General features: G+C 69.3%; 17 protein-coding genes and 2 pseudogenes. 11 read left to right on the top strand and 8 right to left on the bottom strand.

Annotation, left to right across the window (positions count from 1 at the left end; translation table 11 throughout):
- Nucleotides 1-33: 33 nt before the first annotated feature.
- A complete protein-coding gene (locus tag A5648_RS07365; RefSeq protein ID WP_065023919.1) occupies nt 34-336 on the top strand; it encodes a hypothetical protein in 303 nt (100 codons plus the stop codon).
- 1 nt (nt 337) lies between these two features.
- Nucleotides 338-1,651 (top strand): hypothetical protein, encoded by a 1,314-nt coding sequence (locus A5648_RS07360; RefSeq protein WP_065023918.1) that lies wholly within the window; start codon nt 338-340, stop codon nt 1,649-1,651.
- Between the two features lie 46 nt (nt 1,652-1,697).
- On the opposite strand, the gene A5648_RS07355 is transcribed toward A5648_RS07360, so the two are convergent.
- On the bottom strand, nt 1,698-3,524 hold the full coding sequence (locus A5648_RS07355) for a fatty acyl-AMP ligase (RefSeq protein ID WP_065023917.1): 1,827 nt from the start codon (nt 3,522-3,524) through the stop codon (nt 1,698-1,700).
- 70 nt (nt 3,525-3,594) lie between these two features.
- Nucleotides 3,595-4,629: an LLM class F420-dependent oxidoreductase gene (locus A5648_RS07350; RefSeq protein WP_065023916.1), complete on the bottom strand. Its 1,035-nt coding sequence runs from the start codon at nt 4,627-4,629 to the stop codon at nt 3,595-3,597.
- Between the two features lie 551 nt (nt 4,630-5,180).
- Here A5648_RS07350 and gjpA (A5648_RS07345) point away from each other — a divergent pair.
- From gjpA (A5648_RS07345) to A5648_RS24960, 4 genes are all read left to right on the top strand, one after another.
- Nucleotides 5,181-6,380: an outer membrane porin GjpA gene (gene gjpA, locus A5648_RS07345; RefSeq protein WP_065023915.1), complete on the top strand. Its 1,200-nt coding sequence runs from the start codon at nt 5,181-5,183 to the stop codon at nt 6,378-6,380.
- Between the two features lie 79 nt (nt 6,381-6,459).
- Nucleotides 6,460-9,240 (top strand): PGRS repeat-containing protein, encoded by a 2,781-nt coding sequence (locus tag A5648_RS24825; protein ID WP_207511615.1) that lies wholly within the window; start codon nt 6,460-6,462, stop codon nt 9,238-9,240.
- Between the two features lie 604 nt (nt 9,241-9,844).
- On the top strand, nt 9,845-11,020 hold the full coding sequence (gene gjpA, locus A5648_RS07335; protein WP_065023913.1) for an outer membrane porin GjpA: 1,176 nt from the start codon (nt 9,845-9,847) through the stop codon (nt 11,018-11,020).
- A 58-nt stretch (nt 11,021-11,078) separates the two neighbouring features.
- A complete protein-coding gene (locus tag A5648_RS24960; RefSeq protein ID WP_065023912.1) occupies nt 11,079-14,318 on the top strand; it encodes a PGRS repeat-containing protein in 3,240 nt (1,079 codons plus the stop codon).
- Between the two features lie 70 nt (nt 14,319-14,388).
- Here A5648_RS24960 and A5648_RS07325 read toward each other — a convergent pair whose 3' ends face one another.
- The gene (locus A5648_RS07325; protein ID WP_065023911.1) at nt 14,389-15,228 is read right to left on the bottom strand and encodes a dienelactone hydrolase family protein; all 840 of its coding nucleotides are present in this window, start codon (nt 15,226-15,228) and stop codon (nt 14,389-14,391) included.
- A 97-nt stretch (nt 15,229-15,325) separates the two neighbouring features.
- On the opposite strand from A5648_RS07325, the gene glmS reads away from it, so the two are divergent.
- The 3 genes from glmS (at nt 15,326) to A5648_RS07310 (ending at nt 18,891) form a co-directional block, all read left to right on the top strand.
- On the top strand, nt 15,326-17,194 hold the full coding sequence (gene glmS, locus A5648_RS07320) for a glutamine--fructose-6-phosphate transaminase (isomerizing) (RefSeq protein ID WP_065023910.1): 1,869 nt from the start codon (nt 15,326-15,328) through the stop codon (nt 17,192-17,194).
- A gap of 184 nt (nt 17,195-17,378) precedes the next feature.
- The gene (locus A5648_RS07315; RefSeq protein ID WP_065023909.1) at nt 17,379-18,245 is read left to right on the top strand and encodes a DUF4436 domain-containing protein; all 867 of its coding nucleotides are present in this window, start codon (nt 17,379-17,381) and stop codon (nt 18,243-18,245) included.
- 67 nt (nt 18,246-18,312) lie between these two features.
- Nucleotides 18,313-18,891 (top strand): hypothetical protein, encoded by a 579-nt coding sequence (locus A5648_RS07310; RefSeq protein WP_082966363.1) that lies wholly within the window; start codon nt 18,313-18,315, stop codon nt 18,889-18,891.
- A 4-nt stretch (nt 18,892-18,895) separates the two neighbouring features.
- On the opposite strand, the gene A5648_RS07305 is transcribed toward A5648_RS07310, so the two are convergent.
- From A5648_RS07305 to A5648_RS07290, 4 genes are all read right to left on the bottom strand, one after another.
- The gene (locus A5648_RS07305) at nt 18,896-19,633 is read right to left on the bottom strand and encodes an SDR family NAD(P)-dependent oxidoreductase (protein WP_065023908.1); all 738 of its coding nucleotides are present in this window, start codon (nt 19,631-19,633) and stop codon (nt 18,896-18,898) included.
- The gene (locus tag A5648_RS07300) at nt 19,630-21,555 is read right to left on the bottom strand and encodes a flavin-containing monooxygenase (protein ID WP_065023966.1); all 1,926 of its coding nucleotides are present in this window, start codon (nt 21,553-21,555) and stop codon (nt 19,630-19,632) included. Before A5648_RS07300 ends, A5648_RS07305 begins: the two co-directional genes overlap by 4 nt.
- Nucleotides 21,556-21,701: 146 nt before the next feature.
- Nucleotides 21,702-22,442, bottom strand: a complete 741-nt coding sequence (locus tag A5648_RS22510; protein ID WP_267887786.1) for a sensor domain-containing protein — start codon at nt 22,440-22,442, stop codon at nt 21,702-21,704.
- 262 nt (nt 22,443-22,704) lie between these two features.
- The gene (locus tag A5648_RS07290) at nt 22,705-23,589 is read right to left on the bottom strand and encodes a sensor domain-containing protein (protein WP_082966362.1); all 885 of its coding nucleotides are present in this window, start codon (nt 23,587-23,589) and stop codon (nt 22,705-22,707) included.
- A 106-nt stretch (nt 23,590-23,695) separates the two neighbouring features.
- On the opposite strand from A5648_RS07290, the gene A5648_RS07285 reads away from it, so the two are divergent.
- Both A5648_RS07285 and A5648_RS07280 read left to right on the top strand, forming a co-directional pair.
- Nucleotides 23,696-24,349, top strand: a complete 654-nt coding sequence (locus A5648_RS07285; RefSeq protein WP_065023905.1) for a rhomboid-like protein — start codon at nt 23,696-23,698, stop codon at nt 24,347-24,349.
- A 5-nt stretch (nt 24,350-24,354) separates the two neighbouring features.
- Nucleotides 24,355-25,273, top strand: a pseudogene (locus A5648_RS07280) (NAD(P)H-hydrate epimerase); the annotation flags it as partial.
- A 40-nt stretch (nt 25,274-25,313) separates the two neighbouring features.
- Here A5648_RS07280 and A5648_RS24415 read toward each other — a convergent pair.
- Nucleotides 25,314-25,418, bottom strand: a pseudogene (locus A5648_RS24415) (NAD(P)H-hydrate dehydratase); the annotation flags it as partial.
- Nucleotides 25,419-25,450 lie beyond the last annotated feature (32 nt).

Here is a 25,450-nt window from a genome sequence, read left to right as displayed (position 1 = left end):
GAACCACAGCGGCTCCGGCACCGTCATACCCATATGGGACGACAACAGCTTTACCTCGACGTCGCCGCGCTGCACTCCGTGGCGGACTGCTTTGAAGCCACCGCGGCCGATATCGATACCGCCATCCGAATCCGGCTGGGCGGCTTGGCGTTCGACGGTCGCGTCGCTGGGCGCGACCACGTCGTGGCGGGGGAGGAGATGCGCCGCGCGCTGGACGGCTGGGCGAGCGAGCTGACGCGCTGGTCGCGGGCGAACTCCGAGATCGCGGCGGCTTTGCGAGGAGGACTGGTGCGCTACAACCACGCCGAAACCTCCGCGGCGGATCGGGTCGGTTGAGGTGGCGCAGCAATACGACGTGGCCGGGCGGCTCGCCGAGGGTCGAGAGGCGTTGGCGCACAATCAAACCTACGTGTCGGCCTGCCATCGGCTCGGTTATCGCCATCCTGACCTCACCAGTTATGACGGGCAGCTCGCCGACTGCTACGACAGCGAAGCCGGCCTGGACCTGCGGCTGCTCGACACCGACTGCGCGGCGCTGAGTTCGCTGGCCGACGCGGCCGACGATGCGCTGGGCCGGCAGCGCGCCCAGCTCGCCGAGTTCGCCACGGCCTGGCGCGGGCCGGGGGCTGAGGCCGCCGCGGAGTTCCTGCGCCGGCACTGCGACGCCGGTGCGCAGTTGACGGCCCGACTGCGGGCGTCCGCCACCGGATGCGCGGTGCTGCGCGATGAGCTGTGGCGGCTGGTCGATAGCAAGGTGGCCGCGGTGCTGGCCCTCGACGATGGGGGCGGGGCCCAACGTCCGGCATGGCTGGCCGCCGCGCAGGCGGTGAACTCCGGCGCAAACGACGAGCACGCCACCGAGGTCATTGAGAAGCAGGTGATCCCGTACGTGGACAACAACGTTCGGGGTGTGTGGGCATCGGCGGTGCGGCCGGCACGCGACGGGGCGGCGGCGGCCTACCGCAGCGCGACCGCGGCGGCCGATGTCGGGGCGGGGGTGCTCTTCGCGATTCCGGGTGACCTCGGGCCCGAGCGCCCGCCCGACGACCCGGCGCCGGTCGTCCCGGCGGCCATCGCCCCCGTTGCGGCAGACCTGCCCCCGGCGGACGCACCGGTGGTGGCGGGCGAGCGCCCGGGCGCGGCCGCGCCGGAACCCGCCGCCGCAGTCGACGACCTGCCGGTGGATCCGGGTTTGCCGGCCGGCCTCGGCCTGCCAGGCGATCTCGGTTTGCCGACGGGCGGACTGCCGACCAGCGGTCTCGGCGGGCTTGGTGGACTCGGTGGGCTGATTCCTCGCCTGGCCGACGCCTTGAGTGATCCCGGCCTCGGTGAACCGTTCAACGACGCGGTCGAGGACACATCCGCGGCCGACGGCCATGACGCCGATGACCCCGAGGCTGAGCCCGCGGACGAGGACGACACCGCCGCCGAGGTTCCCGCGGAGGCCGAACTGGTCAACGAAGCCGAGCCCGAATCAGAGCCGACAGCCGCGGAACCCGAACCGGCTACCGAACAAGCCGAGCCGGCAGTCGAAGCGGGGGAAACCGAGAACGAGCCGACGTCCGAGCCAGCGCCCCAGCCGATAGCCGACGGCCCGCCCAAAAGCCCCTGCGAGATCGCCGCCCAGGAGTTGCCACAGGTGGGGCAGTGACGAGAGGGCGTTCAGGGCATCAAAGTGCGTATCCTGCTCGGCCCCCTCAGCCCTGTCGGCTTCCCCAAGTCTGCAGCGCTGAAGCGATTTTGGCGGCCGCCTCCAGCTGCTCGAGCGACAGCTCGTCGGCCGGGTTGCGCCGCCATTCGGCGACCACCGCCAGCGCCCCGTCGATGAACTGCTGGCGGGCCTGGCCGCGCTGGATTTTGCCGCTGGACGTGGTCGGCAGCGAGACGTGGTGCACCAGCACCACGGCGTCGGCCGCGATGCCGTGGTGGGTGGCGACTGCGGTCCGGATCTTGTCGATGACGTCGTCCAAGTCGGTCTCGCCGGCCCGCGCACTGTCGACTTCGTGGACGACGATCAGCTGCTCGACGCCGCCCGGCGGGGCGTCCGTGGCGAACGCCGCGCCCCGGCCCGACACCAACACCGGGTCGCACTGCTGCACGGTGAACTCGATGTCGTTGGGGTAGTAGCGGTGACCGTCGACAATGATCAGGTCCTTGCAGCGCCCGGTGGTGAAAAGCTCACCGGCGCAGAGGAATCCGTAGTCTCCGGTGCGCAGGAACGGTCCGCGGTTCGGGTCGCCCGGAGCGGCCAGCCGCGCTCCGAACGTCGCCGCGGTCTCTTCGGGTCTGTTCCAGTAGCCCAGGGCGACATTGGGCCCGGCGACCCAGATCTCGCCGACCTCGTCGGGTCCGCAGGGTTGGTGGGTCACCGGATCGACGATGGCGACGTCGGATTGGCGCGGCTGACCGCAACCTACGAACGTCGCGGCGGCCGGGTCGTCGGGAGCGATGTCAACGATGCGGTCCTCGGCCAGTGCCACCCGATCGACATAGCGCACTCCCGGCATCCCGGTGGCGCAGCCGGCCGAGACCTGCAGGGTGGCCTCTGCCAGTCCGTACACCGGGTAGCACGACGAGATCTGGAAACCCGCCGGCGCAAAAGCATCGGCGAAGGCCGCCAGTGAGGTGGCGCGCACCGCCTCGGCGCCGTTCATGGCCACGGTCATGCAGGAAAGATCCAGTGCCGCACGCTCTTCCGGCGTACTGGTTTCCACGCACCGGTCGTAGGCGAAGTTCGGCGCGGCGGTGATCACGCCGCGATGCCGGGACACCAGTTCCAGCCACCGCATCGGGCGCTTGATGAACGCGGTCGGCGACATCAGCGCCGTGCTGGCGCCGATATAGACCATGGACAAGATGCCACCGATCAGGCCCAGGTCGTGGTGCGGCGGCAGCCAGAAGACGCCCTTGGCGTTTTCATCGCCGTTCCACGCCTGAGCGATGGCGTCCACGTTGTGCAGCACGTTGCCGTGGCTGAGCAGCACGCCCTTGGGTGAACGGGTCGAACCCGAGGTGTACTGGATGGCGGCCGGAGAGTCGGCCCGGATGTCGGGGGCGACCCAGGTGTCGGGATCGGCGCCGGCGTCGGTGAAGAACCAATGCTCCGGTTCCCCGGGGATTCCGGCGACCGCGCTCCGGGTGGCCTGTTGGGTCTCGCCGGCGGTGAGCGCGAACTTCGCGGCGGCGTCGGGGACCACCACCTGCAGGCGCGGCGCCAGCTTCTGGTGCACGGGCACCGCGACGGCGCCGGCATACAGGCAGCCGAAGAAGCCGGCGATGAAGTCCAGACCGGGACGCACCAGCACCAGGACCCGCTCTCCGGCGACGTCGTGGCGCTGCAGGTTCGCCGCGATCGCCCGCGCCCGCAGGTCCAGTTCGCGGAAGCTCAGCTCACTGCGTCTCTCGTCGTCCCCGTTGTAGGAGAAGCTGAACGCGACCTTGTCGCCGAACCGCTCGGCTTGCCGTTGTAGCAGCTCAACCAGGGTTTCTGCGATGGGCGTGGTCACCGTGGGCGTGAAATCCATGGCCCTATCTTGGCCTGAGAGGTGTCCTGAGCCACAATCGGCCCACCCCGGTCAGGCGGGGGCGCTCTTGTCAGGGCGCCAATGCGCGCAACTCCTCCACGTAGCGCAACGCCTCGCCCGGCTCGTTGGCCAGCGGGCCGGCCAGCAGCGTCGTGACGCCCGCCTCGCCGTATGCCGCGAGCCGCTCGGCAACGAATCCGCGCGGCCCGATCAACGAGGTGTGCCGCACCAACTCGTCGGGGACGGCGTTGATCGCCTCGGTCTTGCGCCCGGACAGGTACAGCTCTTGGATGCGGTCGGCCACCTCGCCGAAGCCGTACCGGGTGGCCAGGTTGTGGTAGAAGTTGCGGCCTTTGGCGCCCATCCCGCCGATGTAGAGCGCCAGTTGCGGTTTCGCCCACGCCAGCCGGTCATCGACGTCGTCGCCGATGGCCAAGGACACTCCGGCCATCACGTCAAGCGGGCCCAGCGCCGGGTCGCGTTTGGCCGCACCGGCTCTGAGTGCGTCACCCCACACCTCAGCGGCGCGCTCCGGGTAGTAGAACACCGGCTGCCAGCCGTCGGCGATTTCGGCGGTCAGCTCGACGTTCTTTGGGCCCAATGCCGCGATCGAGATCGGAATACGTTCGCGCACTGGGTGATTGATCATCTTCAGTGGTTTGCCCAGTCCGGTGCCGCCCGGCAGCGGCAGCTGATAATGCTTGCCCTCAAAGCTGACCCGTTCCCGGCGCCACACCGCCCGGCAGATCTCCACGACCTCACGGGTGCGCCCCAGCGGGGCGTCGAACGGCACGCCGTGGAAGCCCTCCACCACCTGCGGCCCGGAGGTGCCGATCCCCAGCCGGAAGCGGCCGTCGGAGACGAAGTCCAGGCCGGCGGCCGTCATCGCCAGCAGGGCGGGGGTGCGGGTGTAGATCGGCAGGACGCCGGAGACGAGTTCCACGCGCGACGTCTTGGCTGCCAGATAGCCCAGCTGGCTGACCGCGTCGAACGAGTACGCCTCCGCGACGGCGACCACGTCGATACCGACCCGCTCCAGTTCGACGACCTGCTCAGCCGCCTCTTTGAATCCGCCTGAATACCCGAGCTGTACACCAATTCGCATGGTTCACACATACCAGTGCGGGTGTCGGCGACGCGCCGTGTCGCCCCGGCGTTGTCAGCCGATTACTAGGCCAGAACGCCCAGTTTTGCGGAAAACCGGAGCTGACCTGCAAGTTCATTGATCCTCACTGGCGTCGCCGCACTACGCCCGGCTCCGGGCAACCCGGGCAACCCGGGCAGCTAGCCACACCCTTTCGCGACACGGTCGCAGGTTCCTCGCTCAGGGACCCGGCGACCGGGTCGTTTTTCCGTCCGTTCCACTCTGAGCCGCATGCAATGCAAAAACCGTTAATTCCGCGCCTCTGCGGGGAGAAAAGTCCACAGCAGTCCACCAAAATTTTAAGCATACGCATAGCTTTGCGATGGAAATCCCAAGTTATGACGGGGCGGCCTTTGAAAACGCCCGAGATTTATTTGACGAAGATGCTTGTGTCTTAGGTTCCTCACGGCTAGTGTCCCATTTCACACCAGTTAATAAGTGTGAATTCAGGAGCAACACGGCAGCGTCCGGCCCCTTGAGACGCTCGCCGAGGGCGGCACCTCACAAAGGAGATGGCTGTGCAGCAAACCCTTCGCCCCTACGTCACCGCCGGCATCGCGATCGTCGGCTCCGGCCTGATCGCCGCCACCCCGGTAGCGACCCCGCTGGCGAGCGTTCCCACCATCCAAGATGTCGCACTCACTGCGGGCGACACCCTGCCGGATCTGATGGCGCCCTGGACGGAGGTGTTCAACGAAGCCTCGCGCAACGCCACCATCCTCACCCAGAACTTCTTCCTGGCCCCCGGGGTGGGGTTCCAGCAGATGCTGGCAAACCAATCGCAGTTCTGGCAGTCGGTCCTCGACGACCCGTCGAAGATCCCGGACGTGATGCAGCAGATCCAGGCCAACCTGGACGCGGTGCTGACCGGCTACACCTTGCAGAACGCCGACGGCACCTTCGAGTTGGGCAACCTGACGGGCACCCTCGGCACGGTGGGGGTGCATACCCTCAGCGGGTCAGATCTGAACACTTTCGCCCTTGGTCACGATGCGCTCTTCGCGTTGCTGCCGCAGTTCCTGCCGGCCGACATGGCCGATGTGGCGACGCCAATCGTCAACTTCCTGTCCTCGCCGCTGAGCGCCATCATCATCGGGTCGCTGGGGCCATCCATCGCCCCGTGGGTCGCGATGATGAACAGCATCCAGGACGGCGACAGCTTCAACCAGGTGATGGCCAGCTGGATGGACGGCTATCTCAACGGCGCCACCCTCAACCTGGACAGCCTGCTGCCGCTGATCGCCAGCACCGGCCTGCTGCCCGAAGGCACCGAGATCACCCACCTGGAGTTCGCGTTCGGCGGCATGCTGACCCCCGGCGCCGTGGCGGTGGGCCCATATCAGGTGGACGTCGACGGCAATATGGTCGACGTCCCGGCGGTCGGCGGTTCGATCTTCAACAGCCTCGGCATCACCCTCACCGCCGGCCTGCTGCCCGGGGTGCCCATCGCAATCGAGGGCCACGCCGTCGGCCCGATCGCGGCCTGGGAGGCCTGGGGTCAGACGGTTGGGGCGCTGCTCGGCTCGGGTTGGGATGGCAAGGGTCCGGTCCAGGTCGACCCGCCGTGGCCGGGGATCAACTTCCCGACCATCCCGGACGACTTGCTTGACGATGGTGGCGCAACCCCGGATCCGGGTTCGGGCGTGGCCGACGCGCTGGCCGGCTGGGACCTGCAGGACATCGCCAACGCGCTCCTCGGCATCGGCGTCTGATCCGACGCCATACCGATATTCCCTCTGACAACCTTCAACACTGCTTTACAGAACCGCTTCACAGGAGAGGTGTTCGCAAATGAGTCGTCGTCACAGCACCAGCCAGCCTGATAACACCGGAGCGCGGTACCGCAAGCGGGTGATCGGCGCCACCAGCACGGTGGGGGCGTTCCTGGCCTTCGGCATGGCCCCGTTAGCCGCGGCACCCGCCGCGAACGCCGACGTCGATTTCGATCTCGGCGATGTTTTCGGCGATCTGTTCAGCTCGTGGTCCACGACCGACGTCGGTGATACCGCCGCCACGTGGGACCTCGACGCACTGTTCGGCGGCGCGGGTAGCGCGGCCAGTGACCCGTTCTCGTGGACCGGGATCATGGACCAGTGGTTCTACGAGCCGATGCACACCATGACCCAGCTCTGGATTACCAGCGACTTCGGCGAGACGGTCAATGGCTGGATCAACGACTGGTCTGGCATGTACCTGATCGGCAACGGTGTTGCCGGCACCGAGGACTCACCCGACGGCGGCGACGGCGGCCTGTGGTTCGGTGACGGCGGAGCCGGCTGGACCAGCACTGAGGCCGGTGTGGTCGGCGGCAACGGCGGAGACGCGCTCGGCTGGCTGGGCAACGGTGGCGACGGCGGTGCCGGCGGGGCTGGTGCGGCCGGCGGTGACGGTGGTGCCGGTGGCTGGTTCATGGGCAACGGCGGCAACGGTGGCGCCGGCGGTGCCGCAACCGATGCCGGCGGTGCTGGCGGCGCCGGCGGTAATGGCGGCGCGGCGGCTGCCTGGTTCTTCGGCAACGGTGGCGCCGGTGGTGTCGGTGGCGCTGGAATCAACGGTGCCGCAGGCGCTTTCGCCGATGGCGGCAACGGTTGGGGCCAGGCCGGTGGGGCCGGTGGCAACGGCGGCGCCGGCGGCCGCAGCGGCTTCATGTTCGGCGACGGCGGCAAGGGCGGCGCCGGCGGTGCGGCCGGCAACGGTGGTACCGGCGCGACCGGCGACACTGACGGCATGCAAGGTGGTGCCGGTGGTGTGGGCGGTAACGGTGGCGCCGGCGGCGCCCGCGGCTCGGACTACTACGCCGGCTCGTTCTACGGCAGCGCCGGGGCGGCCGGTGACGGCGCGAACGGCGGCAACGGCGGTCTCGGCGGCGGCGCAGCCATCGACTCGGTCACCGGCGAGTACCTCGGTCAGGGCGGCACCGGCGGCAGCGGCGGCAGCGGCGGTAGCGGTGAGCACGGTGGTAACGGCGGCACCGGTGGTGACGGCGGCGACGGCAACGGCCTCAACAAGACCGACCCCACTTCGCCGTACAGCACCGGCGGTCAAGGCGGCTACGGCGGCCATGGCGGTAGTTCGCTCGGAGCCAACACCGGCGGCGCCGGCGGCGATGGCGGCAAGGGCGGCCTGGGCACCCTGGGCTGGGGAGGACAGGGCGGCGGCGGCGGCCAGGGCGGCGACAGCGACAGCGGCACCGGCGGCGCCGGCGGCAATGGCGGCGTCGCAGGTAACGGCGCCACCGATGACGCCTCTGTTGCGACCACCGGTGGCCAGGGCGGTTACGGCGGTCAGGGCGGTAACAGCAACAGCGGCACCAGCGGCGCCGGTGGTAACGGCGCGGCCGGCGGCGACGGGACGCTGCGCGGCGGCAACGGTGGCGGCGGTGGTACCGGCGGTTACAGCCAGACCGGAGACGGCGGCGCCGGCGGCAACGGCGCTGCGGCGGGTAAGGGCCTGGGCTGGAACGACGGCACCACCACCTGGAGTGCGGGCGGCTACGGCGGCCAGGGCGGCGGCGGCGGTAGTAGCGGCTCCGCCGGCACCGGCGGCACCGGCGGTCAGGGTGGCGACGGCGCCGACGGCGCAACCGGCGCAGGCGTGGTCAGCATCGGCGGCCAAGGCGGCGCCGGCGGCGGCGGTGGCACCAGCAGCGGTGGACCTAGCGGTACCGGCGGCAATGGTGGCGCCGGTGGCAGCGGCACCGCATCCGGCGGCGACGGCGGCCAGGGCGGCGCGGGCGGCGACGGTTATTCGGGTCTGTCCACCAAGAGTCCCGGCGGGAACGGCGGCAACGGCGGCGACGGCGGGGCCAGTGGTGGTGTGGCCACCCCGGCCGGCGCACCTGACGGCTTCGGGACCAGCCACGCCGGCGCCGGCGGGACCGGCGGCTCGGGCGGTTACTCCTACGGAGGCGCCGCGGGCGGCAACGGCGGCACCGGCGGAACCGGCGGCGCTGCAAGCGGTTCGGTCGACGGCGGTACCGGCGGCGCGGGTGGCGCGGGCGGTGGCGGCGGCACCGCGGGCAATGGTGGTAATGGTGGTGCCGGTGGCACCGCGACGGCCGGTAACGGCGGAACCGGTGGTAACGGCGGTGCCGGTGGCACGGGTGCAGACGGCGCTGCCGGCCTCAGCGGCATCCCGTTGTTGCCAGGCAGCCCCAACACGGCCGGCGGCAACGGCGGCAATGGCAACGTCGGTGGCACCGGTGGTAACGGCGGGGCCGGTGGAGCTTCCACCTCCGGAACCGGCGGCGACGGTGGCGCCGGTGGTGGCGGTGGTAACGGTGGCGCAGGCGGCGCTGGCGGGCCCGGCGGGACCAATCCCGACACCGGTAACGGCTACAACGGTGGCAATGGCGGCAATGGCGCCAACGGCGGGACCGGTGGCAACGGCGGCGCTCACGGTACCGGCGGTGCCGGCAACGGTACCGGTGGCGCGGCCGGTGACGGTGGCGACGGCGGCGCGGCGGGTGCCGCTGGTCCGGGCGGTGTCCCCACCGGTACCGGAACGCCGGGCGCCGACGGCACCGCCGGCAGTGCCGGAAACGACGGCGCGGCCGGCACGCCCGGTACGTAGCCGACGGCTGAAAGCGACCACGGTCGCCGAGTCCAGCTGGACTCGGCGACCGTGGTCGTTTCGGTGGAACCCTCTCCCCGCGACTGTGCGTGTCCGCCGCCGGCACACCGCCGGCACACCGCCGGAAGCGCCGGATCTGTGCACGCGCACCGTTAGGCATTGACGCGCGGCCACCCGAATTTCTGCTGACGTGATGGAACCGTTCAGCCACAGGCGGCGGCTTTCATACAACGTGGCTGAACCTCACCCGCCGGACGGTGCCTCGTCTCATGTCGCCCGGCGAGCGGGCTAGTCGACCGGGTATTGGCTGGTCCATGCGGTAGTAATGCTGGCGAACAATTCTCAGCAGTTTCTTTTATTAGAGTCCATTTCATGAAAGTGGACGAACGTTGACATAAACGTGATTATGGCAGATTCCATGTAAAATCCGCACATAACCGCAGTTCAGATGGACTAAATGAGGGTCGTTGTCCACGTTTTTGTGTCCGGCGTCATAACCCGGGTCGCTTGTGCCCTCGGTTGCTTCTAAGTTTCGCTTCAGATAACTTGACTTACGGCCGGACGCGCCTCAGGGCGCGGCGACGACTTCCAAGGAGATTTCTTGATGCAGCAAGCACTTCGTCCCTACGCCACCGCGGGCGTCGCGATCGTGGGCGCCGGCCTCGTGGCCGTCACCCCGGCCGTCGCGCCGGTGTACACCGGCAGCATTGCCCGCGACGTGGCGTTGACCGCCGATAGCTTCGGCTTCTCCGACTTCTTCGCCCCCTACGAAGCGGCCTACAACACCGCGCAGGACAACATCGCGCGGATGATGGCTTCTTACGACGCGGCGCCCAACATCGGGTTCACGCAGCTCTCGTCCCGCATGGAGGGGTACCTGCAGAGCATCCAGGACGACCCGTCGACCATCCCCGCGATGATGAACGCCATCCAGACGGACCTGAAAAATGCCTGGTCATCGCTGACGTTGATGAACGCCGACCAGGACACCATCAACGACGTGATCCGCCACACCATGGACAGCGAGTATCTGCTCGGCAACCTCGCCGGTGGGCACGAAATCATCTTCAGCCAGGTTCCGGGCTTTCTTCCGGAAGACCAGGCCGAAACGCTCACCCCGATCATCAACTTCCTCGGGTCGCCGATGAGCGCCGTCATGCTCGCCTCGGTGAGCCCCCTCATCGCTCCGGGGGTCGCGCTCGGCAACAGCCTGCAGGACTTCACCGACGCTCTGGAAAACGGGGACACCTCTGCGGCGTTCCAGCACCTGCTGAACATCCCGGCGAGCATGTTCGACGCCTCACTGAACGGCGCCACGCTCAACCTGGATGCCCTGCTGCCGGCGATCAACGACGCAGGCCTCCTGCCAGGCGGTATGGAGATCACGCACCTCGACTTCGCCTTCGGCGGCTGGCTCAGCACCGGCGGCCATGTCACCGCCGATCCCATGCAGATGGTGGACGCCGACGGGAACCTGATCGCCGAAGTGCCCGCCTCCGGTGGCTCGATCTTCAACAGCATCGGGTTCGACATCTCCGGTATCCCGGTCGTCGGCGACCTGCACGCCCCGAGCGACGCGATCGGCCCGCTCGGCGCCTGGCTGGGTGTGTCCCAGGTGATCGCGTCGCAACTCGGTTGGGGCACGTGGGACGGCAAGGACCCGGTGTTCAGCATCCCGATGCCTGAGGGCTACGTCGTCGACGACGGCGGCGCGGGCGATGCGCTGGCGGACAGCTTCAGCTTCGGTGACCTGCTGGCGGACTTTGGCCTGGTCGGCTGATTCCATCCCGCCCGAACTTCCACTACCAGCGAACTTTTCATAGGAGAGGTGTACGCAAATGACTCGTCGTAACACCGGCAGCAAGCCGGACTCAGCAGGTAAGGCCGGACAGCGGCGCCGCAATCAGGCGATCGGTACCGGCGGTACGGTGGCAGCGTTCCTGGCCTTCGGGATGACCCCGCTGGCCGGCGCGCCGCAGGCCCAGGCCGAAGGTTTCGAGGACCTGTTCGATTTCAGTTGGTTCACCCCGGCTGACGTCAGCTCCGATGCCGACCCGGGACTGGCTGCTTTCGAATTCCCTGATTCAGCAGCCGCTTTCGACATGGCCAACATCATCGACCAGTGGTTCTACACCCCGCTGCACATGGGCATGACCGCCTGGATCGACAGTGACTTCGGCGCGATGGTCAACAACGCCATCAACGAAATGTCCGGGATGTACCTGATCGGCAACGGTGCAATCGGCACCGAGGATGCACCCGACGGTGGCGACGGCGGCCTGTGGTTCGGCGACGGTGGAGCCGGCTGGAGCAGCACGATCGACGGCGAGGCCGGCGGCAACGGTGGCGACGCGCTCGGCTTCTTCGGCAACGGCGGTGTCGGCGGGGCCGGCGGTCTCGGCGCGGCCGGCGGCGACGGTGGGGCGGGCGCCTGGGGCCTGGGCAACGGCGGTGCCGGCGGTGTCGGCGGCGACAACGGTGGTGCGGGCGGCGACGGTGGCGCCGCGGTCGGCTGGTTCTTCGGCAACGGCGGTGTCGGCGGCGACGGTGGTAACGGCATCGCCGGCAGCTTCGCCGACGGCGGCAACGGCAACGGCACCGCCGGCGGTAACGGTGGTGCCGGTGGTCGCGGCGCCTTCAACTACGGCAACGGCGGCGATGGCGGAAAGGCCGGAGCCGGCGGCAACGGGGCGGCCGGCACGGCCGACCACGTCAACGGTGGTAACGGTGGCGCCGGTGGCACCGGCGGCGCGGCCGGCAGTAACTTCTGGGAGACCGGCCACGCGGGTGTCGGCGCCAACGGTGGTACAGCAGGCAATGGTGGCGACGGCTTCCAGGACGAAGACGGCAACTTCCTCGGGAACGGCGGCAACGGCGGTGCCGGTGGTGCCGGCGGCGGGAGCGGCGACCCGATGAGCAGCACCAGCGGCGGTGTTGCCGGTAACGGTGCGGCCGGTGGTTTCGGTGGCGACGGCCTCAAGGGTGGTAACGGCGGTGTCGGTGGTGCCGGCGCCAATGCCGGTGACGGCTCCGGGGGCACCGGTGGCATCGGTGGTGCCGGTGGCGCGGGTGTCACCAATGGTGGCAACGGCGGCGTCGGCGGTGCAGCCGGCTCGTCGACCGGAGCCCACCTGGGCGCTGCCGGCGGTGACGGCGGTCGCGGCGGTGACGCCAGCGGCGCTGCCAATGTCCAAGGTGTCGCCGGTAACGGCGGCAACGGTGGTGCCGGCGGCGCCGGCGCCAGCGGCCCCGCCGGGGCAGGCGGCAACGGTGGCGCGGGCGGTAACGGCGCCACCGATGACGACACCATCCAGACCTTCGGCGGCAACGGCGGTAACGGCGGCGCCGGCGGTGCACCCGGCAGCGGCGTCGGCGGCACCGGCGGTAACGGCGGCGCCGGCGGTAACGGGACCGTGGGTGCTGGCGGCGGCCTGCTCTCCGGCAACCACGCCCAAGGCGGAAACGGCGGAGCAGGCGGCAGTACCGGCCTGACCGGTGCCGGAACCGCCGGTCACGGCGGCGATGGCGGTGCCGGCGGTAGCGGCACCGGTTGGCGGGACGCAGACGGCATCGTCTTCGAGAAGGGCACCGTCTACAGCGCGGGCGGAAACGGCGGCAACGGCGGCAGCGGACCCTCCTCCACCGCCGGAACCAGCAACGCTGGCGGTGACGGTGGTGCCGGCGGCAACGGCGCCAGCACCGGGGTCAGCATCGGCGGCAACGGCGGTAACGGCGGCAGCAGCGCGCTCGGCGCCGGCGGAGCCGGCGGCGACGGCGGCAGCGGCACAGCATCGGGCGGCAACGGAGGCAATGGCGCTAACAGCAGCAATGGTGTGGGCGGCGCGGGCGGTAACGGCGGCGACAGCGCCGGCACCGCGGTGCCGACCAACAATGCCGGGATCGCGGCCAGCCACGCCGGTAATGGCGGTAACGGTGGCACTGGCGGGGGTGGCAACGCCGGCGGTGCCGGCGGTAACGGTGGCAACGGCGCCGGCACGGTCAACGGCGGTAACGGCGGTAACGGCGGAACCGGCAGTTCAGGTGGCGGCACCGGCGGCGCGGGCGGTAACGGCGGCACCGCAGATGCCGGCGACGGCGGCAAGGGCGGCAACGGCGGTGCCGGTGGCGCCGGCACGTCCGGCAGCACCGGGGCGACCGGCACCGACAACGCCGGCGGCGCCGGCACCGACGGCTCGGCCGGTGGTACCGGCGGTACCGGCGGTAACGGCGGCGCTTCGAACACCGGAAACGGCGGTAATGGTGGTGCCGCAGGCAAGGGCGGCACTGGCGGCGCCGGGGGTACCGGCGGGACCGGTGGCGTGGACAGCGCCGGCAACGGCCTGGCCGGCGGGACCGGCGGTGACGGCGGAGCCGGTGGCGCCGCAGGGACCGCGGGCCAGGGCGGCGTGAGCACCAGCGGAGCCGCAGGCAACACCGGGGCCGGTGCCCTCGACGGCAACGGTGGCGCCGGCGGCCGGGGCGGTACCGGAGGCGCGGGCGCAGCCGGGACCGCCGGAAGCGACTCCGAGACGGCGGCCGGCGGCGATGGCACCGCGGGTGGCACCGGTGGTGCGGGTGGCCAAGGCGGCAACGGCGGCACGTCGGGCACCGGTGCCGGCGGCGCCGGCGGGGCCGGTGGTACCGGAGGCAAGGGCGGTGCCGGCGGGGCCGGTGGTAACGGCGGCACCAGCGACGGCAACGGCTTCGACGGCGGCAACGGCGCGTCCGGCGGTGACGGTGGTGCGGCCGGATCCGGCGGGAATGGCGGAGCGAGCACCGACGGCAGCGACGGCAAGGGCGGAGCCGGCGGTACCGGTGGCGCGGCCGGTGCGGGCGGCAAGGGCGGTACCGGCGGCGGCGCCAGCGGTGACGGCCACACCGCCGGCGACGGCGGTAGCGGTGGCGACGGCGGTAACGGCGGCAATGGCGCCGCTGGCACCGACGGCGGCGCTGCCGGCAAGGGCGGCGCCCTCGGCAAGGGCGGCGCCGGCGGCACGGCCGGTACCGGCACCGACGGTGCCGCGAACGGCAACCCCGGAGCACCCGGGACCGACGGCACCGCAGGCGCGGCCGGCTAGCCGCCACTACACAACGACAACGGCCGTCGGGTCCGAAAGGACTCGACGGCCGTTGTCGTTTGTCAGCGTCCTACTTGAGCAGCGCGGCGATCTTCTCCTCGGGGCTCACCAGCTCCGGCAGCGCCTCGAGCGCCTCGGTATGCGGTAGCCGCACCGCCGGATCGGCGAACTCCCGGTAAGCCTTGTCCCCGGCCACCTCGGCCAGCAGATAGCCGGTCAACAGCGCCCGCACCCGCCGCTGGGTACGACGGTCCGAGCCCGGCAGCCCGAAGAAACCCGACAACCGGCGGCCCTGCGGCAGACCGGCCGGCGAGGACTTGGTGATCACCCGCAGCGTCGCTGCAGGCCAGGCATGGGCCAGCTCGATGGCGTTGGAGCGCAGCGCATTCGGATCGCCGATGCTGCTGAAGATCACGCCGGGGGTCTCCAGCGTCGCCGCCGGCTGCTCGGCGGGCGGGACGGTGACCGTCGGGAAAATCGATGCCACCGCTTTCGGTTTCACCGACGACCCGGCGGCGGCGAACACCGCCGCCGACCCGCCGAAGCCGTGGCCGGCCACCGCGAGCCGGTTGCGGTCGACGCTGATCCGGCCCGGCCCCAACCGGATCTCGGTGGCGATCTCCAGGGCACGGCCCAGGTCGGCGGCCAGGTCCAGCACCGACGGTGCCAGCCCCCGTCCGGTGTCGGGGGACGCGGCCACAATGCCCCAGGACGCCAGGTGCTCCAGCAGGCCGGCGTAGCGGTCGGCCCGGGTCAGCCAGTCATGGCCGAACGTCACCGCAGGCAGCCGGTAACCGGATGCCGGGGTGTAGACCACACCGGCCAGGCCCGCATAGGCCAGATCGCCCCGCAGGACGCGGTGCGGACCGGGGCGGGTCAATGCGGTGTAGAGACGCTTGATGCTGGCCACCCGATGACGTTAACGCACCGCGGCAGGCGACGATCAAGGCTTCGCTGACCTGCACGATTCCATTGGCGCGCCCGCCGTTGCACTACCCTGAACAGCTATGTGCGGAATCGTCGGCTACGTCGGGCAGCGGCCCGCCCGCGACGTCGTCATCGAGGCACTGCGCCGCATGGAATACCGCGGCTATGACTCCGCCGGGATCGCCGTCGTCGACGGTGTCGGTCAGCTCACCATCCGCCGCCGCGCGGGCCGGCTGGCCAACCTGGAGGCCGAACTGGCCGCCACCGATCCGGTCCTGTTGGCCGGCGGCACCGGGCTCGGCCACACCCGCTGGGCCACCCACGGCCGGCCCACCGACCGCAACGCCCACCCGCACCGCGACGCGGCCTCCCAATTCGCCGTCGTGCACAACGGCATCATCGAGAACTTCGCCGCGCTGCGCGACGAGCTGGAACGCGAGGGCGTGGAGTTCACCAGCGAGACCGACACCGAGGTGACCGCCCACCTGGTGGCCCGCCAATACCGGCACGGCGACACCGCCGGGGACTTCGTGGCCTCGGCGCTGGCGGTGCTGCGCCGGCTGGAGGGGCACTTCACGGTGGTGTTCGCGCACGCCGATGAGCCCGGCACCATCGTGGCGGCGCGGCGATCCACCCCGCTGGTGATCGGCATCGGCGAGGGCGAGATGTTCCTCGGCTCCGACGTGGCGGCGTTCATCCCCTACACCCGCGACGCGGTCGAGCTGGGCCAGGACCAGGCGGTGGTGATCACCGCGGACAGCTACCGCATCACCGACTTCGCCGGCAAGGATATGACCGGCACTGCTCGCCGGTTTCATATCGACTGGGACCTGTCTGCTGCCGAGAAGGGCGGCTACGAGTACTTCATGCTCAAGGAGATCGCCGAGCAGCCCACCGCGGTGTCCGAGACGCTGCTCGGCCACTTCGAGGACGGCCGCATCGTGCTCGACGAGCGGCGGCTCTCCGACCAGGAACTGCGCGAGATCGACAAGGTGTTCGTGGTGGCCTGCGGCACCGCGTATCACTCCGGTCTGCTGGCCAAGTACGCAATCGAACACTGGACGCGGCTGCCGGTGGAGGTCGAGCTGGCCAGTGAGTTCCGCTATCGCGACCCGGTCCTGGACCGCAGCACCCTGGTGGTGGCGATCAGCCAGTCCGGCGAGACCGCCGACACCCTCGAAGCCGTCCGGCACGCCAAGGAACAGAAGGCCAAGGTGCTGGCGGTCTGCAACACCAACGGCTCGCAGATCCCCCGCGAGTGCGACGCGGTGATCTACACCCGCGCCGGACCGGAGATCGGTGTGGCGTCGACCAAGACGTTCCTGGCCCAGATCACCGCGAACTATCTGGTCGGTCTGGCGCTGGCCCAGGCCCGGGGCACCAAATACCCCGACGAGGTAGAGCGCGAGTACCGGCAACTGGAGGCGATGCCCGACCTGGTGTCGCGGGTGCTCGACGGCACGGAGTCGGTGGCCGAGCTGGCGCGGCGGTTCGCCAGGTCGCCCGCGGTGCTGTTCTTGGGCCGGCACGTCGGCTACCCGGTGGCGCTGGAAGGCGCGCTCAAACTCAAGGAACTGGCCTACATGCACGCCGAGGGTTTCGCCGCCGGTGAGCTCAAGCACGGCCCGATCGCGCTGATCGAGGACGACCTACCGGTGATCGTCGTGATGCCCTCGCCCAAGAACGCCGCGGTGCTGCACTCCAAGCTGCTCTCCAACATCCGCGAGATCCAGGCCCGTGGTGCGGTCACCGTCGTGATCGCCGAAGAGGGCGATGAGACGGTGCGGCCCTACGCCGACCACCTGATCGAGATCCCGGCTGTGCCAACGCTTTACCAGCCGCTGCTGTCGACCATCCCGCTGCAGGTGTTTGCCGCCGGGGTGGCGCAGGCTCGGGGGTACGACGTAGACAAGCCGCGCAACCTGGCCAAGTCGGTCACCGTCGAATAGCGGCGTTCCCCGCGATAACGTTCGGCCGCTCGTCCGTCGAAAACTCAGCGGCGATCACGGCGGCGATGAGACGATGCAGCCGTTGTTGTCGACGATCGAACTGACCCATTGAGGGAGCGCAGTCTTGTCCAACGATGGCCCTGCTGTTCACGTCAACCGGCCCAGGCTACTTCTGATCCTCGGCATGACGGTCTTCTTCATCGCGTCCTACGTCGTCACCGTCGCGTTGTACGAGCGCGCAGGGTGTGGATGCCCGCGCCACCTCACTGAAGGTATGGCGTCGGCCGATGGGACGACCGTCACCATCGACATCGAGGATCTCCAGACGGTGAAGGGCACCCTGAACGGCAAGGTCACTGTCACCCCGGGGCCGGCATTGCTCGATCCGGTCAGACACGGGCTCACCGAAGACCTCAGCGTCGCGGTGCACTCCGCGGTCACGCCGACGAAGCGCACCTGGACCAAGGGCACGGTCCCCGGTGAGTTTCCGGTTCCCTTGACCGTCTCCGGTAACTCGGCGAAGTGGCCGTTCGATCACTACCAGACCGGGCCGATCAGCGTCGATGTCGTCCGCGGTGATGCCACGGTGCCGGAACGGATGTCGGTCACCTTTGTCGACCATATTGCCGGTTGGAAGAACGAGATTGTCAGCGACCGCGAGGACGGCGGCCCGTACCGGATCACGCTGCACCGGTCGCCGAGCACGATGGCTTTCGGCGCCGTGATCGTGGGCGTCTTGATCGCCCTGGCGGCGGTGGCTGTCGTTGTCGCGAACCTGACGTTTTTAGGTTGGCGCAAGTTCCAGCCTCCGATGACGACGTGGTATGCGGCAATGCTGTTCGCGGTAGTCCCGCTGAGAAACGCGCTGCCTGACGCTCCGCCGATCGGATCCTGGATTGACGTCACGATCACACTCTGGGTGATCGTCGCGCTGGTGATGTCGATGCTGGTGTTCATCTACTGCTGGTGGCGCGACCTGAAACCCGAGCCGGATGCGCCGGCACCCGACGTGGTAGCGCCGCAGCGCGATTTGGTGGAGGCCGGGGCGTGACGTCGCCGCCGGGTGGACGGTTCGCGCCGACGTTGACCTGCGGGCTCCCCGCTCGTACGTTGAGGATTTGACGGCGAATGAGAGGCTCTGCGTGGCGCGGCGGGCACTGGTGGTGGCGGTATTGTCGGCAGTGTTGCTGATGATGGCGCCGAATGCCGTTGCGGCACCGACGATCCCTGATGTCGACTCGCTGATCGATGACAGTGGCACGCTGCCCGGTTCGATCAGCGATTTGCCGCGCGCCCCCATCGTGGTCTTCGCGACCGATTCGGGGCTGGTCTGCCGGGTGTGGCAGGGAAGGATCACCCATGACGTCAACTGCACGGGCGACATTCCGGGGGCTCCGCCGGAGGCCCGTTCGGTGCAGCTGCCCGGAATCTACGGGAAGGGAACCATACCGGCGCGTTTCGTGGCCGGCCCGCCGGAGGCTCTGGTAGGCGGCGGCCCACCGACCGCAAGGCTTGCGGTCGGACACAAGATCGTGTTCTGGGATTTCTCACCCACCCGGTCGATGGTCTGCGGTGTCCCGCCGTCGACTGAATTGGTGTGTGTGCTCAAAGAACCCCAAAGCCCCGGCGATGTCACCACGGGTCCTGTGGTGACGCACGGATTCGTCATCGCGGCACCGCAGAGCCAAGTCTTTTGAGCCGTCACGGGTGGCGGGCGGTGACGCCACCGTCGACGACGATCTGGGTTCCGGTGACGAACGACGCCCGCGGCGACATCAGGAAGGCCACCACCTCGGCCACCTCTTTCGGCTGACCGATGCGTCCCAGCGGAGCGGCGGCCACGAAACCGGCTGCCACCTCTTCGACATCGAGGGCGATCTGCAGCATCGGGGTCTCGATGAAACCCGGACACACCGCGTTGACCCGGATCCCGGCCGGGCCCAGCTGCGCGGCCATCGACCGGGTCAACCCCAGCAGGCCGGCCTTGGAGGCGCAGTACGCCGGGATGAACGGATTGGCGGTCAGCCCCTCGATGCTGGAGATACCGACCACCGCCGGGTGACCGCCGGCCCGGGCGACGGCCTCCAGATGCGGCAGCATCAGCTGCACCAGCATCGCCTGGGCGCGCAGGTTGACGTCCATGACGGCGTCCCAGGATTCACCGGTGTAGGCGCCGACCGGTTCGGGCAGCACCCGCCCGGCCGCATGCACCAGCCCGTCGATACCGTCGAGCGCGTCGGCAGCGGCAGCGACCGCGGCGGGCAGCGCGGCGTCGTCGCAAACGTCGACCACCGCGCCGGGCATGCCCAGACCGTCGGCAACGTCGTGGACCGCCTCGGCGATGTCCCACAACGCCACCCGGCGCCCCTCGGCGATCAGCGCCGCAGCGCAGGCCCGGCCGATGCCCGATGCCGCACCGGTGACGACGATACCGCTCAACTGCGGTCTCCTTCGGTGATGACGAACTGCGACCAGTCCGGTTCGCGCACCGCCGCCCAGTATTCGTCGAGCCGCCACGGGCTCACGGTGTGGATCTCGCCGTCGGCGTTCTTGAAGTAGGAATGCGTGATCGCCGGGTGCGCCCACACCATCTTGACGATCTCCTCCTGGGTCGCCCGATGCCACTCGGCGGCGGCGTGGACGGTCGGTTCGATCGCGTGCAGCCCCTCGCCGGCGAGCTTGGCCAGGCAAGCGTCGATGTAGCGCATCTCCAACTCCGAGTTGAAGATCAAGCTGCCGCCGTGCGCCAGATGTGCACCCGGCCCGTAGAGCAGAAAGAAGTTCGGGAACCCGGGCACGGTGATGCCCAGATACGCATACGGCCGGCTGCCCCACAGCGCGTGTAGATCGGTGCCGTCGCGGCCGGTGACCCGCATCGGCCACAGCACGTCGGTGTGCCGAAAGCCGGTGGCATACACGATCACATCGACGTCGTGGTGGACGCCGTCTTCGGTCTGCACGCCCCGCGGAGTGATCCGCTCGATACCGGTGCGCACCAGCTCGACGTTGTCGCGCTGCAGGGTCTTGAGCCAGGTGCCGTTGTCCTGCAGGGTGCGTTTCCCGGTGGCCGGGTAGTCCGGCAGCACCTTGGCCAGCAACTCCTCGTCGTCGTCGACCTGACCGGTGATCCAGCCGGTGAACATCTGCCGGGCCAGGGCGTTGATCTCGCTGACCGCGTAGTCCTGGTCGGGATAGTCCGGGTCGACTCGGGCGGCCTCCAGGCCCTTGTCGGCGCCGGGCCACAGCAGCAGAAACCGGTACCAGCGGCCGTAGAACGGCAGATGTTCCAGCGCCCAGCGCACTCCGTCGCCGACCGGGTCGTGATACATCGGGTTGGGGAACATCCACTGCGCGGTGCGCTGAAACACCGTGAGGTGTTCCACCTTTCCCGCAATGGCGGGCGCGATCTGGAAACCGCTGGCGCCCGCCCCGATCAGCGCCACCCGCTTGCCGGTCACATCGACGCTGTGGTCCCAGGCCGCGGAGTGAAACGACGGCCCGGTGAAGCTATCCGCGCCGTCGAAGTCCGGCAGGTGCGGACGGTTGAGTTGGCCGACCGCGGTGATCACCGCGCGTGCCCGCAACTGCTCGCCGGCCGCGGTGGTCAGGGTCCAGGTGCCGGTGTCGTCGTCCCAGGCCGCCTCGGTGACCTCGGTGCGCCACCGAATGTGTTCGTCCAGACCGTGTTTGGTGATCAGATCACTGAAATAGGCTTGCAGCTCCGGCTGTTCGGCGAAGTAGTGCCCCCAATTGTTGTTGGGCGCGAAACTGAAGCAGTAGAAGTGGTTGGCCACGTCCACCCGGGCGCCCGGGTAATCGTTCTCCCACCACGTGCCGCCCGGACCGGCGTTCTTCTCCACGATGGTGAAGGGAATGCCGGCCTGCGCCAGACGGATTCCGGCCAGCACCCCGGATTCTCCGCAGCCGATCACCACCACCGGCAGTTCTGCCGTCCGGTCGCGATCCAGGGATGCGGGTCGGCGCGGGTCGACGCCATCCAGGTCGAGCTCTTCAGCGAGCAGGCCCAGGTAGTCATCCGGCACGGTTTCGCAGGCCGCCCAGTCCATCATCTCCTTGATGAGCTCGGCGGGCAGCGGCGCGGGCTGCGGGCAACCCCGGTCGCGATAGTCGACGATCACCGGCAACGCCTCGGCGCGGGCGCGGGCCTTGTCCTCCTCGGACATGAAGCCCTGGATCTCGTTGAGGAAGATCCCGTTCTGCGCGAACTCGCGGATGAACCGGGGATCGCCGGTGATGTGCACGCACGACAGCAGCAAGGTGGGGATGCTGACCTGCTCGAGGGCTGCGGCGATCTCGGAAGTCGCAGTGCTGAACGGTTCTCCGGCGTAGCGGTTGCGCACCAACTGAAGCCCTTTCCGTCGATCCGCTACCGTGCGTCGCGAAATTGAAACGGACGATACGCCAGCCGTCGTGACCGATCAAGGATTGCCATCTGTGCGAGGCTGTACGCCCACGTCAGAACCGGTGGACTGGTTGTACACCGGACTCAGCCGATCGCGTCAATTTTCCGGGTGATCGATGCGAGCAGCGTCTCTGCTGGCGTTGCCGAGGTTGTGTGTGCGCAAACTCCGACGCGGACAACAACGTTGTTGCGCGCGGTCAGCCTGGTTTGACAGAACCAGTCGGGGTTGGCGTCGTCCATCATGATGGCAGCGAGTACACCGTTGGAGTCGGTGACATTGTCGATGAACCAGCGTTGGTCCGCTGATGCTTTCGCACTGGCCAAGCGACTGTTGATAATGCGAATGTTGCACTTCCGCCACGCAGTGCTCTGATTGGTGTAGAACACCCTGGCAGCGTCGGCTTGCGGATAGGTGGCTACGGACAGCGAAACATGGTTCACCAAGTTGGGGGAATCGGGTCCGGCCGGGCTGTTCCATCGTTGCCAGCGGATAGCAGTCCAACCGGAGCCTGCGTAGACCCGCGAGGCAACGGAGGGGATCCCTTGGCAATCGGCATCCACCAAATCTTCGGCGTCGATGTACTCGCCGTGCGTGACTAGGTCGATGTCGGGGTCTTCCACCGCGGAAGAGACGACAGCCCTGTCCGGTAGTAGGTCGAGGAGAGCGGCGACGGGTACCGGTGCCCGGCCGGCGGGGGCCGCAATTGACGATGTCGCGCTGGAACGCGCAGTCGGTTCAGATCGCGCGGTCGCGTGCCGGTCACGACCGGCGAGTGCCACGATGAGCACTACGGTGGTCACGGTCAGCACGCACACCAATCCCATGAGCGCCCATATCAGTCGCCTGTTGCCGTGGGGCGGCGGACTCGGCGGCATCGGTGGCCAAGACGGCGGCACCTGACCGCCCGGCCACGGTGGGGTGGGTCCGTTTATAGGCGTAAACCGTGTCGGGTCGTATGGATGAGGAACCGGACCCTGCGGCTCGTTCATCGGTGCACCCGCCCTATCGGTGCCGGCCGGACCTCAGGACCGCATGGGCTGGCGGCGATCTCGGGAGCCTTCCCCGGCGTAGCGGTTGCGCTCCTTCTCACGCTGCCGCGTCGATCTTCTGGTTGACCGAGTCGAGGATCGTCTGGGCCACCGCTGCTGAATCTGTGTATGCGCACGCACTGATGCGGACAACAATGTTGTTGCGAACGCTCAGCGCGTGCTGGCACGACCAGCCACCGCCCCCCTCGCTGGTTAGGGTCGTCTTAAGCACCCCATCGGAGTCGGTGATGCCCCCGACCGACCAGAACTGGTCGGGTGAGTCCGTGACAGCGGGTATGCGGAAATTGATGTTGCGACCTGAGCACTTATGCCATGCTGCGCTCTGCTTGGTGTAGAAGGTGCGGGCCGCTTCGGCTTGTGGATAGGTCGCTACCGACACCATGGCTTGGTGCACCCAAGTGGGTGGATCGGGTTCGGCGGGACTGTTCCACCGCTGCCAGCGGATAGCGGTCCAGCCGGAACCGGCGTAAACCGGCCCGGCAACAGAGGCTATCCCTTGGCAGTCGGCGTCCACCATGGCGTCGGTGTCGATAGCTGCACCGTCGGTGACGAGGCCGATGCCGGGATCGCTCGCTGCGGAGGAGACGACTTCTTTGGTCGGCAGCAGGCCTTCGAGAGCGGATACCGGTACCGGCGCTTGGTCGCTGGAAGCCGCCGATGAGGTTGTCGCGCTGGACTGCGCATTCTCGTGCCGGCCACCGCCGACGACGTTCATGGCGAGCACCACGGCGGCTACGGTCAACACGCAGACCAGCCCCAGCAGGACCCATATCAGTCGGCGGTTGCCGTGCGGTGGCGGACCCGGCGGCATCGGCGGCCAGGACGGCGGCGTATGACCGCCGGGCGTCCGCATGGGTCCGCTCGTCGGCGCAAACTGCGTCGGGTCGTGCGGGTTAGGAATTGGTCGGTGCGGTTCGTTCATCGGTGCACCCCATCCCATCGGTGCCGGTCGCAAACGGACGGCCTGATTTTGAGGAGACGTTATCAGTGGATGGCCCGTAACAGTCCGCCATGCGAGGCTGTACGCCGTGGCAGACGTCAGGACCCGCCTGGCCGCGGCGTGGCACTTCGTGCACAGCGCCCCGCTGACCTACCTGTGGTTGGCGGTGCTGGGGGTCACCACCGCCATCCAGCACCTGGCGGGTCCCCGATGGCACTCCATGCTCGTCGAGCAGTCCACCAACCTGCACCACCTGGCCACCGACCCGCTCGAGGTGCTGGTCTCGAGCCTGCTGTGGATCGACGGCAAGGATCTCACGCCGTATCTGGTGCTGTTCACGCTGTTCCTGGCTCCCGCGGAGCACTGGCTGGGACATCTGCGTTGGCTGCTGGTCGGGTTGATCTCCCATGCGGGCGCGACCTATCTCAGCGAGGGCGCGCTCTACGTGTTGATCCACCTGCACCGGGAATCGGAGCAGCTGACCTACGCCCGCGATATCGGGGTCAGCTACTTCCTGGTCGGCGTGATGGCGGTACTGACCTACCGGATCCGCCGGCCGTGGCGCTGGGGCTATGTCGTCGTACTGCTGGTCATATTCACGGTGCCGTTGGTGCTCAAGCCCGACTTCACCGCGGTCGGCCACGCCGCCGCCGTACTGATCGGATTGTGCTGCTATCCGCTGACCCGGCACCACCCGGCGCGTCCGACTGACCCCGAGGTCCGGACCGGGCAACTAGCCTGACACCGATGCGGCACTACTACACCGTCGAGGAGATCCGCGCCGCCGAGGCGCCCCTGCTGGCAAGCCTGCCCGACGGCGCGTTGATGCGTCGGGCGGCGTTCGGACTGGCCACCGCGATCGGCCGTGAACTGACCTCCCGCACCGGCGCGGTGGCCGGCCGCCGCCTGTGCGCGGTGGCGGGTTCCGGCGACAACGGCGGCGACGCCTTGTGGGCGGCCACGTTCCTGCGCCGACGCGGCGCGGCGGCCAGTGCGATCCTGCTCAACCCGGAGCGCGCCCACGCCAAGGGCCTGGCGGCTTTCGTCAAGGCCGGCGGCCGGATCGTCGACACGGTGCCGCCCGCAACGGATCTGGTGATCGACGGGGTGGTCGGGATCTCCGGGCGTGGAGCCTTGCGCCCTGGCGCCGCCGAAATCTTCGCTGCCGCCGAAGCTGCGGGCATCCCGGTGGTGGCCGTCGACATCCCCAGCGGCCTGGACCCGCACACCGGCGCGGCCGACGGCCCGGCGGTGCATGCGGCGCTGACCGTCACCTTCGGTGGCCTCAAACCGGTGCACGCACTGGGGGACTGCGGCCGCGTCGAACTCGTCGACATCGGCCTGGACCTGCCGGCCACCGACATCCACAGCCTGACTGCCGCCGACGTCGAGGCGTGCTGGCCGGCGCCCGGCCCGCGCGACGACAAGTACACCCAGGGCGTCACCGGAATCCTGGCCGGCTCAGCGACCTACCCGGGCGCGGCGATCCTGTGCGCCGGCGCGGCGGTGGCCGCCACCTCCGGCATGGTGCGCTACGCCGGAAGTGCTGCCGCGCAAGTGGTTTCGCACTGGCCCGAGGTGGTGGCCGCGCCCAGCCCGGCGGCGGCCGGCCGGGTGCAGGCCTGGGCCGTCGGGCCGGGGTTGGGCACCGACGAGGCCTGTCGATCGGCCACCAGCGAGGGGTGGGCGGCCAGGATGGTCAGCGCGTCGGCATCGACGATCACCGGCAGGTCGGTGCCGAGCGCGAACCACAGTGCGGCCGCCCCGGCCTCGTCGGTGCCCAACCCCGGCCCGACGGCCCAGGCCTGCACCCGGCCGGCCGCCGCCGGGCTGGGCGCGGCCA

This window comes from Mycolicibacter sinensis (genome assembly GCF_001673565.1).
GTDB classification, from domain to species: Bacteria; Actinomycetota; Actinomycetes; order Mycobacteriales; family Mycobacteriaceae; genus Mycobacterium; species Mycobacterium sinense_C.
The sequence above is the reverse complement of the archived record's forward strand: the minus strand, read 5'-3'. Positions and strand labels throughout refer to the sequence as shown.